We start from the raw sequence: 9,776 nt of genomic DNA, 5'->3' as shown, positions 1-9,776 counted from the left end.
TTGAATATGCATCAGACCCGAGAGCCAGACGCCGCCAATGCCGTCCGCAAAGCTTGCGCGCACATCGATGCAGAATCCCGAAATCAGTTTGTGGTCAAAGCCGCCGAGATTGGTGCCAACGTCACACTGGCCGCGCGGTTGCCAAGCACCCATTCGGCCAAGGCCTCAAGCGTCCTGGCTTCAGTCCGCCCAACCAGTATCACAGCTTCGTCCTGACGTGCGCGGAACGCAGCCCGGTCCATCGCACGACGAATTTGCTCGTTGGTTTCATTCGCTCCATCAATGTCGCGGAAAATCAGCCCCGTCGGCACGCCTGCACGTTCGGCGCGCTGGTGGGCGGTGTTCAGTCCGCGTGGGAAGGTGATCAAGCCATGGCCCGAGGCCGCAACAACGTCGACAACCTGTGCCACTGCCGCACGATCTGACTGGAAGCTCTCGCCCGAATTGTCCATGACGGCGACCGCTTCGGGGATTGTTTCAAAGTTCACCCGAAGCGCCACTTCGACGTCCTGCGGCGTGGCCCCAACCGGCAACGACGGGATCATCACCACTTCGCGGCCCATCGCGCGATAGTCTGCTGCAATCTTTGCAGCACCGGGCGATCCGGCATTCACGGCAAAGGACACAGTGCCGGGCAAACCATCCACAACATCCGCCGACAAGGCGCTCTCGCCGCGATGCACAAGAACGACCGACATCAATGGCAGGTCGTCTGTTACCTCAAAGTCAGTGGCCCAACGAGTCAAAGCATCGCCGGTAACGATCATAGCGGGTGTTTCAGGCGCCGCCTCATCAACGTTTTCAGCGACATCGCCGGGCGCTGGACGCTCGGTCGGCAGTGCCGTCTCTTCGGCCTCGGGGGCTGATCCAATCCGCGGAAGACGGTCGGTTTCCACGTTCTGCGCCATATTGCCGATCTCGTCGACCGGCTTGAAAAACTCGCTCTCGCCCCCGTCCACGCGCACGATGGCGTTCGGCGCAAGGTCTGCTTCGGGCGCGTCAACGGCTTCGGGGGCTACGGGCGTTTCCGGCGGATCTGCAGTGTCGGTCTCAAAGATCCGAGGCGTCGGCGCTTCGATCGTGTCCGTGGCTTCGGGTGCAGGCGCCATAGGAGCAGTCTCTTCCACAGCACTGGGAGCCACCACCGCCACATCATCAGTTGCAGGCGCTTGCCCCTCAACCGGCGCATCGGTCGCGGTCTCAGGCGCTTGTGCCGGAACCTCCGGTGCGACAAGCGCGCGGCCCGCATCCGGCGCATCTGCGCTTGGGGCCGATGGTCCGGTTACGTTAATGTCAATTTCTTCCGCGACCTCGGGAGTGCCCGCAAGGCCGGCTGGGCCTTCAACGCTTGGCTGCGGAACCGCTAAAGATGAGGTGTCAAACGCAGGCGGTGTTTCAACCGCATCGTCCGGGGCGACGACGCCAGCGACGCCCTCAGCGCCTGGGCGTGTCTCAGCCTCGGGAACCACGGGGTTTGTTTCAGGTCGTGCCTGATCAAATTCAGTGCCGGCAGGCACCTCAACAGGTACTGCCTCCGGTCGCGGCAAGCTTAGCTCTTGGCGACCGAATACAAGACTGGAAACAGCTAGCATCGCAAAGCCCACGATACCGCCCCAAAATATGCCCGCGAGAAAGCCGCGTCCCAACGCCCTCTCCTTTACTCTGCTCAATTGCCCATGGGTGCCTTGACGAATGGCGACACCTCTGACCAAGTATACCGGCGCTTTCGGCGCCTGACACCCCATATCTGCACCCATAGGCGCGAAGACACGCAAAATGTTACTCCTGATCGACAATTACGACAGTTTCACCTTCAACCTCGTCCATTTTCTGGGCGAGCTTGGAGCGGAATGCCAGGTTCACCGCAATGATGCCCTCACCGTTCAAGAGGCGATGGCGCTGAAGCCCGAAGCCATTATCTTAAGCCCCGGCCCCTGTGACCCAGACAAAGCAGGCATTTGCCTGGCTCTCACGCAGGCCGCCGCCGAAACCAACACGCCGCTTCTAGGTGTTTGCCTTGGCCACCAAGCCATAGGGCAAGCTTTTGGCGGTAAAGTTGTTCGCGCCGGAGAAATCGTCCACGGCAAACTTGGCCAGATGCACCATGATGGCAAATCGCTGTTCAAAGGCCTGCCCTCACCGCTGGACGCCACTCGTTACCACTCGCTGATTGTCGACCGCGACACGCTTCCTGATGAGCTAGAAATCACGGCATGGCTCGACAATGGAATCATCATGGGGTTTCAACACAAAGCCAAACCAATCCACGGGCTGCAGTTCCACCCCGAATCGATCCGTTCTCAACATGGACATGCCATGCTGCAAAATTTCCTCGACATCGTTCCGGTGCACGCATGACATCCGACATCAAATCGCTGATCGCAACCGCCGTTGATCGCCCCCTGACCCGCGCCGAGGCTGAAACCGCCTTCCGCATTTTGTTCAACGGCGAAGCCACCCCCAGCCAGATCGGCGGCCTCCTTATGACATTGCGCACCCGCGGCGAAACGGTCGAAGAATACGCCGCCGCCGCCAGCGTGATGCGCGCAAAGTGCCGCAAAGTGGTTGCGCCGGAAGGGGCTATGGACATCGTTGGCACCGGCGGCGACGGCAAAGGCACCCTTAATATCTCGACCGCCACGGCCTTCGTGGTGGCCGGCGCTGGTGTCACAGTCGCCAAGCACGGCAACCGCAATCTAAGTTCGAAATCCGGAGCCGCCGACGCCCTGACCCAGATGGGTATCAACGTCATGGTCGGCCCCGAAATAGTCGAAAAAGCCATCAACAAAGTTGGCATCGGCTTCATGATGGCCCCGATGCACCACCCCGCAATTGCCCACGTCATGCCGACCCGCGCGGAACTTGGCACTCGCACGATTTTTAACATCCTCGGCCCTCTCACGAACCCCGCAGGCGTGAAGCGCCAACTGACGGGTGCGTTCTCCGAAGAAATGCTCCGCCCTATGGCCGAAACGCTTCACGCGCTCGGCTCCGAAGCCGCTTGGCTTGTCCACGGCTCGGACGGTACGGATGAGATTACCATTACCGGCCCGACAGCCATCGTCGCACTGAAAGATGGTGTGATCACCGAAATGACTGTGCACCCAGAAGACGCGCACCTGCCTGTCCACCCGTTTGAGGCCATCATCGGAGGCACGCCTGAAGAAAACGGCCGCGCGTTTCAAGCGCTTCTCGCCGGTGAAACTTCTGCCTACCGCGACGCCGTCTTGCTGAACGCCGCCGCCGCTCTCGTCATCGCAGGCGTTGCCCACGGCCTTCCGGAAGGTGTTGATATGGCATCAAAATCCATCGACAGTGGTGCTGCACGCGGCAAAATAGAAGGCCTTGCAAAAGTGACTCAAGGCAGCTTAGGTCCTTGAGGCTTCAGCCCCTCAGCCCTTAAAAGCTCAACTCATACCGAAGGTTAAGCCCGTCGCTTTCGTATTTTGACCCACGACCGTAACAATTGGCAGTCGCGGACAAAAAACCTTTGATGCCAGTCACATAACTTGATCCCAACTCAACCCGTCCGCGTCCACTTTCATACGCTGTCACCACCGATCGTGCCGCACCGGTGCCATCGATGCGGGAATAAATACAAGTGACCCCGCCTAAGACATCAACCGTGCCGAAGCCAATGTCGTCCGGAACGGTGAAATCTGCGCCCGCTGCGAGCTGAAAAACCGTCACCGTCTGCCCCTGGACCACCACACTGTTGCCATCCACGTAGCTTTCCAGACGGTCCGTTGCATAAGTCGCCAAAAATTTTGGCTCCAACAACACGTCCGCATAATTTGCCTGTCCGGCAAACCTTCACCCACGCCAAAATCCGCTCGGACTAGACCCGTCGGTGTAAGTGCCAAGCGGAGACGTCTCGTTCTCCGCTTGCCCGTAAAGGACGCAGCCCTTATAAAAAAAACAAGGGTAATCCCGGCGCTTTGGCGACGAAATAAGGGCCAAACATCCAGCCCACCCCGACGAACGCGCCGTATCATCGTCCCGTGAAATGAAATCTGCCTGAAACTGCCACCGGCCAGACGCGTCTCGCTGACCTTCCAGCGACGCCTCATTGCGCCAAGCGCATAAGCCGCCTCGCTGGTATCTGATGTCCCCCAGTTCGCAGTTAAGTCGACCCAGAAATGGCTATCTTCCTGCGACAAAGAAAGGCTGTGGCGGCCGTTTTACTTCGTCACGGCTGCATTCGCAAACCCACGCCGCGAGCCCGACAAAATCCGATAAGGTCAGGCTGGTTCGCAATCAAAAGGTTGGCGAGCTCATATTGTAGTTCGGCAACTTCTTCCGACGTTGCATCTGCGTCCGTATAAGTCGCCGCACTTGTGTCCGAGACATTGCCGGCTTCATCACGGGATACCGCAGCTATTGTCCCCGAAGGCTGGTCCGCGCTTGAGTTGGGGGAATGAGCGTCCGTCGATGGGTCCGCGGTCACAGCACTTCAGAGCTTGGCCGTTCCCGCCACACCGATCGCACCTTTGGGTTACGGTGTATGCGAGGCAATACAGGCGCATCGGGCGGCGTGATATCAGACGCCATCCCAGTGACCGCGATATCATAAAAGGCTTCGCCAGCATCATCGCTGGAAACGTCTAGATCGAAGGGAAAGGCCCCTGCTGCAGTAGGCTTGTACGTAGATTTAAACGTCGTGGACAACCAACCCAGGCTCAAGTGTTAAAGAGCCGGGCGCCGCAATGTCACATTCTGCACATTTCTCAAGTTTGTCGCTGTCGGGGTGCCGCTGAGCGTCAGAGCCACAGGGCCTGTATTGCAGATCATGTAAATATCTACCTTTGGAGTTCCCGCACGATCCATGCCCTGATTGTCAGCGCCACCATCGGTCAAAGGACCTGAGTCCGACGAGACAGTCTCAATCTCGCCAAGACTGTGAAAAAAACTGGGCTTCGGCAATCTAAAGGAACTCTCTGCCTGCCAGTTGAACCCGCACGTAGCGGCCGGTGCGATCGACATTCAAGGGCGTCGGGCGAAGCGTCTGCCCCGAAACATACAGCTCAAGCACCCCAGCCTACCCCTGCGACGCAGCAACCGTGCCACCGGTAAATGACGTATCCGAGACAAATACCTGGAAGTTCGAGCCGCGGGCCGCGCAGCAATCTTTTTGGTTGAACAAGCTTATCGTCAAGATGCTTTCAACCGACCTGCCCTAGTGGCTGCACTGGTGTTGCCATCAATGGCTCTGCTCGCCGATCCGCCAACCCGTCGCCGACTGCGTCGCGGTGCCGGCTGGAGCTAGCTTCACTCACGCTTGAGGATCTGTGCCAAGCAAAAATACGCATAACGCTGCACGGATTGCCGTCCGGAAGAGGTCGGTCAATTGAAGCGCCGATTAACTGGTTACTTATCTCTTGAAGGCGGTGATAAACCTTTATTTACGCTTTTCTGGGCCCCGACTGGGAGATTTCGAGACTGTCAGGCACCAATTGTGGTTTGAATTGGCATGATCGACGGCTTCTCTCCTTCGCACAAGACGCAACCTCCGCTTGCCTATGCGACCACGCCGCGACTACGTTGAGCTCATGGCACGTTCCCTCCAAATTCCCGACGCGTGGAGCCTTTTGCCATTCTTCACGAGCCATTGGCCCGCACTCAAAACCAAGCTTGCCGCCGAAACAAGCACCATCCTTCCCCCCGAAATCCAGCGCTTCGCCGCCTTTGAACACACTGCGCCACAGGACATCCGAGTTGTCATTTTGGGACAGGACCCCTACCCGACTCCCGGCCACGCCAACGGCCTTGCCTTCTCGGTTGCGCCCGATGTTCCGCTTCCAAGATCCCTCGCGAACATCTACCGCGAAATGGAAGACGATCTTGGTGCACGGCCCAAAACCGGCGACCTCTCCCACTTGGCCGCACAAGGCGTCCTCCTGCTGAATACGTGTCTCTCAGTTCCCGCCGGAAACCCAGGCGCCCACGCAAAACTTGGCTGGTCTCATCTCACCCGTGATGTGCTGGCCGAGGTTTCGCGTCATAATTGCGCATTCCTGCTGTGGGGCAACCATGCGCAGTCCTTCCGGGGCGACATTCGTTCTGGCAATCACCTTGTCCTTGAGACTGCCCATCCATCGCCTCTTTCCGCAAGGCGCGGTTTTTTCGGCGCCCGTCCGTTTTCGCGGGTCAACGCATGGTTTCAAACCCGCGGGGAAACGCCGATCAACTGGATTGCGGCGCCTTAACAAGAGCCTCTCTTTGCGAACGCCTGCACCGACGCAATACCAACGTTATAACGATATGCCTTTTCAGCCCCCTTTGGACACGCTATTTCAACATTATGAGCACCGCACTTGATCGCATTAAGGCCTACAAACTCGACGAGATTGCCGAGGCCAAAGCCGCCCGTCCGCTTGCCGATGTCATGGCAATGGCGCACGACGCCTCGCCGCCACGTGGCTTCGCTACTGCACTCACTAGGGCCTCGCGAACCGGCTATGCGCTGATCGCCGAGATCAAAAAGGCCAGCCCTTCCAAAGGTTTAATCCGCGCAGACTTCGACCCGCCTGCGCTTGCGAAAGCCTATGAGGCCGGTGGAGCCACCTGCCTGTCGGTTCTCACTGACACCCCTAGCTTCCAAGGTGCGCCCGACTACCTCGTCGCCGCCCGCAAGGCTGTGTCATTGCCATGTCTGCGCAAAGACTTTCTCTATGACACCTACCAGGTCGCGGAAGCCCGCGCATGGGGCGCCGACTGCATCCTGATCATTATGGCCAGCGTCACAGACGAACAAGCTTTGGAACTTGAAGATTGCGCGGTAAACGATTGGAATATGGATGTTTTGGTTGAGATTCATGACGAAGAGGAACTTCATCGCGCCACAAAACTACGCTCGCCGCTGCTTGGAATTAACAACCGCAATTTGAAGACCTTCGAGACGGATCTCGGCACCACCGAGCGCCTCGCAAAAGACGTTCCCATGGGCCGCACAATTGTTGCGGAAAGCGGTTTATTCACGCCGGAAGACCTTGCTCGTATGGCTCATATCGGTGCGCGAACGTTCCTCATCGGCGAAGGCCTGATGCGTCAGGACGACGTCGCAGCCGCCACCCGCGCAATCCTCGCAAACCCGGTTCCAATCGATGGGGCCGTCTGATGTCGGGTCTCACACATTTCGATCAACAGGGTCAGGTGCACATGGTCGATGTCTCCGACAAAGATCACACGGACCGGATTGCAGTGGCCGAAGGATACGTTCGGATGTCCCAGCAAGTCCTTGAAATCATTACCGAGGGGCGCGCTAAAAAGGGCGACGTGCTTGCCGTTGCAAGACTGGCAGGTATTATGGGCGCGAAGAAAACGTCCGAGCTTATTCCACTATGCCATCCCCTGCCGATCACGAAAGTTGCGCTTGAATTGACTGTTGACCCCACACGACCTGGCGTGCGCGTCGAGGCAACTGTCAAAACCTCCGGGCAAACTGGCGTCGAGATGGAAGCCCTGACTGCGGTGTCCACGGCTTGTCTGACGATCTACGACATGGTGAAGTCAGTCGAGAAATCCATGATCATCGAAGACATACGGCTTGTGCTGAAAGATGGCGGAAAAACAGGGCTTTACGAGGCTGATACGTGATTTCAGTCGACGAAGCTTTGGGCCATGTGTTCGCCCTTGCGCAGCCACTTGGCACGGAAACTGTGCCACTTCGCCAAGCCGCCGGTCGTGTTTTGGCCAAGCCCGTCGTCGCGTCACGCGCTCACCCCCCCTTCGCCACATCCACCATGGACGGCTATGCTATTGCCACCGAAAGCGTTCGCATCCACGATACTTTCCAAGTGATCGGCGAAGCGGCCGCCGGACATCGATTTGACGGTGACGTGGCTGCAGGTCAGGCGGTACGCATTTTTACCGGAGCGCCTATCCCCCCCGGCACCATGCGGGTTGTTATTCAGGAAGACACTCGCCACATTGGAAGCCGGATATCCATTTCTAGTGATCCAAATTCATCGCTTTATATCAGACCTGACGGAGCCGACTTTAAAGTTGGAAGTATGATTGCGGCGCCGCGACTGTTATCGCCTTCTGATGTGGCGTTGATAGCTTCAATGAACCAGGTCGAAATTCTTGTTTCTCGAAAACCCGTTGTGGCCCTAATCGCGACCGGCGACGAGCTAGTGATGCCTGGTGAAGCGCCCGGTGCGGACCAGATCATCGCGTCGAACGCGCTTGGCTTGGCCGCGATGGTTGAAGCTGCAGGCGGTATAGCACGGGTTCTGCCCATCGCGCGTGATAAAGTCGGATCGCTTCAAGGAGTTTTCGACTTAGCGAAAGGCGCCGACCTAGTTGTGACCATCGGCGGGGCATCTGTCGGAGACCACGATCTTGTTGGTCAAGTCGCCGAAATGCGCGGGATGGAACGTGCTTTCTACAAAGTTGCCATGCGCCCCGGAAAGCCTTTGATGGCGGGACAGCTTGAAGGTTCTGCGATCCTGGGATTGCCCGGAAACCCTGTATCATCAATTATTTGTGGTCGTATCTTTATGTTGCCAATGATGGCGGCCATGCAAGGGCTTCCCGCGAAAGCGCCCGAGCGGATGACTGCTATATTGGGCGCTGCGATCTGCAGAAATGGTCCGCGAGAACACTATATGCGCGCCCGACGGAGCGGTGATCGGGTAGTGGTGGCAGACTGTCAGGATAGTGGGCTGCTAAGTGTGCTTGCGGACGCGAATGCTTTGGTGGTCCGGCCTCCGAATGATCCTGCCAAAACCGCAGGTGACGTGGTTGATGTTCTCGATTTGTGATCGTTGACACAAAACAAGAACGCGTATAGAACATTAATCGAACACGAGACCGCATGGAAATGGTGAGCAGAGGAGGTTCGCATTAATGTTGACCCGTAAACAACTTGATTTGCTAGAATTTATTCATAAGCGCGTTCAGCGCGATGGCGTTCCGCCTTCGTTCGACGAAATGAAGGAAGCTCTCAGCCTTAGGTCGAAATCCGGGATCCACCGCCTGATCACGGCTTTGGAAGAGCGTGGGTTCATTCGTCGACTTGCGCACCGCGCACGGGCCATTGAGATTGTGAAGCTTCCGGATGCTCTTGATACAAACAAAAGGTTTGTGCCGAAGGTCATTGAAGGCGATCGCCCCGACGCAGCATTGCCGCCGAATGCCATGCCGATCGATGCGCAAGCCATGGAATTGCCGGTGATGGGCCGGATTGCGGCTGGCGTGCCGATTGCCGCGATCAGCGAGGTGAGCCACCGGGTGGCAGTTCCTGGGCAAATGCTTTCGGGCAAAGGTCATCATTATGCGCTTGAGGTCAAAGGCGACTCGATGACCGACGTTGGTATTAACGATGGTGACATTATTGTCATTCGCGAGACCAACACCGCCGATAACGGCGACATCGTTGTCGCTTTGGTGGAGGATCAAGAAGCTACGCTGAAGCGTTTTCGCCAACAGGGCAACACCATTGCCCTTGAAGCCGCGAATCCTGCCTACGAAACGCGACTGTATCGCGACGATCAGGTCAAAGTTCAGGGTCGCCTGGTCGGATTGATCCGCAGTTATTGAAACCAAAGCCGCGCGCCCTGTTTTTGACGCGCGGTTTTCAGACGCCGGTCAGGACCGTGTCGGTAAAACGCCAATGACCCTGTTTTGCGTTAGGATTCTACGTTGAGTATCGTGCATCCGTCGGGAGCCTCTGATTTTATATTCACGACGAAAAATCCGCGTTTTGACAGTCGGCACCGGAATATACCCGTGCTTTTTTGCCGGTCACGTGGAAAATCGTTTTCGAATTAGGC

At 57.5% G+C, this 9,776-nt stretch carries 9 protein-coding genes; 7 read left to right on the top strand and 2 right to left on the bottom strand.

Features of this window, described 5'->3' with window-relative positions; all coding sequences use genetic code 11:
* Window positions 1-83: 83 nt before the first annotated feature.
* Window positions 84-1,646, bottom strand: coding sequence for a divergent polysaccharide deacetylase family protein (locus AC221Y_RS15165; RefSeq protein WP_299753995.1), 1,563 nt, complete (start codon window positions 1,644-1,646; stop codon window positions 84-86).
* A 130-nt stretch (window positions 1,647-1,776) separates the two neighbouring features.
* On the opposite strand from AC221Y_RS15165, the gene AC221Y_RS15160 reads away from it, so the two are divergent.
* Both AC221Y_RS15160 and trpD read left to right on the top strand, forming a co-directional pair.
* Window positions 1,777-2,358 (top strand): anthranilate synthase component II, encoded by a 582-nt coding sequence (locus tag AC221Y_RS15160; RefSeq protein ID WP_299753996.1) that lies wholly within the window; start codon window positions 1,777-1,779, stop codon window positions 2,356-2,358.
* On the top strand, window positions 2,355-3,380 hold the full coding sequence (trpD, locus tag AC221Y_RS15155) for an anthranilate phosphoribosyltransferase (protein ID WP_299753997.1): 1,026 nt from the start codon (window positions 2,355-2,357) through the stop codon (window positions 3,378-3,380). The genes AC221Y_RS15160 and trpD overlap by 4 nt, the downstream gene beginning before the upstream one ends.
* A gap of 19 nt (window positions 3,381-3,399) precedes the next feature.
* Here trpD and AC221Y_RS15150 read toward each other — a convergent pair whose 3' ends face one another.
* On the bottom strand, window positions 3,400-3,762 hold the full coding sequence (locus tag AC221Y_RS15150) for a hypothetical protein (RefSeq protein ID WP_299753998.1): 363 nt from the start codon (window positions 3,760-3,762) through the stop codon (window positions 3,400-3,402).
* A gap of 1,787 nt (window positions 3,763-5,549) precedes the next feature.
* On the opposite strand from AC221Y_RS15150, the gene AC221Y_RS15145 reads away from it, so the two are divergent.
* From AC221Y_RS15145 to lexA, 5 genes are all read left to right on the top strand, one after another.
* Window positions 5,550-6,206 (top strand): uracil-DNA glycosylase, encoded by a 657-nt coding sequence (locus AC221Y_RS15145; RefSeq protein WP_299753999.1) that lies wholly within the window; start codon window positions 5,550-5,552, stop codon window positions 6,204-6,206.
* 92 nt (window positions 6,207-6,298) lie between these two features.
* On the top strand, window positions 6,299-7,117 hold the full coding sequence (gene trpC / locus AC221Y_RS15140) for an indole-3-glycerol phosphate synthase TrpC (RefSeq protein ID WP_299754028.1): 819 nt from the start codon (window positions 6,299-6,301) through the stop codon (window positions 7,115-7,117).
* Window positions 7,117-7,596, top strand: coding sequence for a cyclic pyranopterin monophosphate synthase MoaC (gene moaC, locus AC221Y_RS15135; RefSeq protein WP_299754000.1), 480 nt, complete (start codon window positions 7,117-7,119; stop codon window positions 7,594-7,596). Before trpC ends, moaC begins: the two co-directional genes overlap by 1 nt.
* Window positions 7,593-8,765: a molybdopterin molybdotransferase MoeA gene (locus AC221Y_RS15130; protein ID WP_486707652.1), complete on the top strand. Its 1,173-nt coding sequence runs from the start codon at window positions 7,593-7,595 to the stop codon at window positions 8,763-8,765. The genes moaC and AC221Y_RS15130 overlap by 4 nt, the downstream gene beginning before the upstream one ends.
* Before the next feature lie 85 nt (window positions 8,766-8,850).
* The gene (lexA, locus tag AC221Y_RS15125) at window positions 8,851-9,543 is read left to right on the top strand and encodes a transcriptional repressor LexA (protein ID WP_486707651.1); all 693 of its coding nucleotides are present in this window, start codon (window positions 8,851-8,853) and stop codon (window positions 9,541-9,543) included.
* Window positions 9,544-9,776 lie beyond the last annotated feature (233 nt).

It is taken from the genome of Boseongicola sp. (assembly GCF_057460485.1).
The sequence above is the reverse complement of the archived record's forward strand: the minus strand, read 5'-3'. Positions and strand labels throughout refer to the sequence as shown.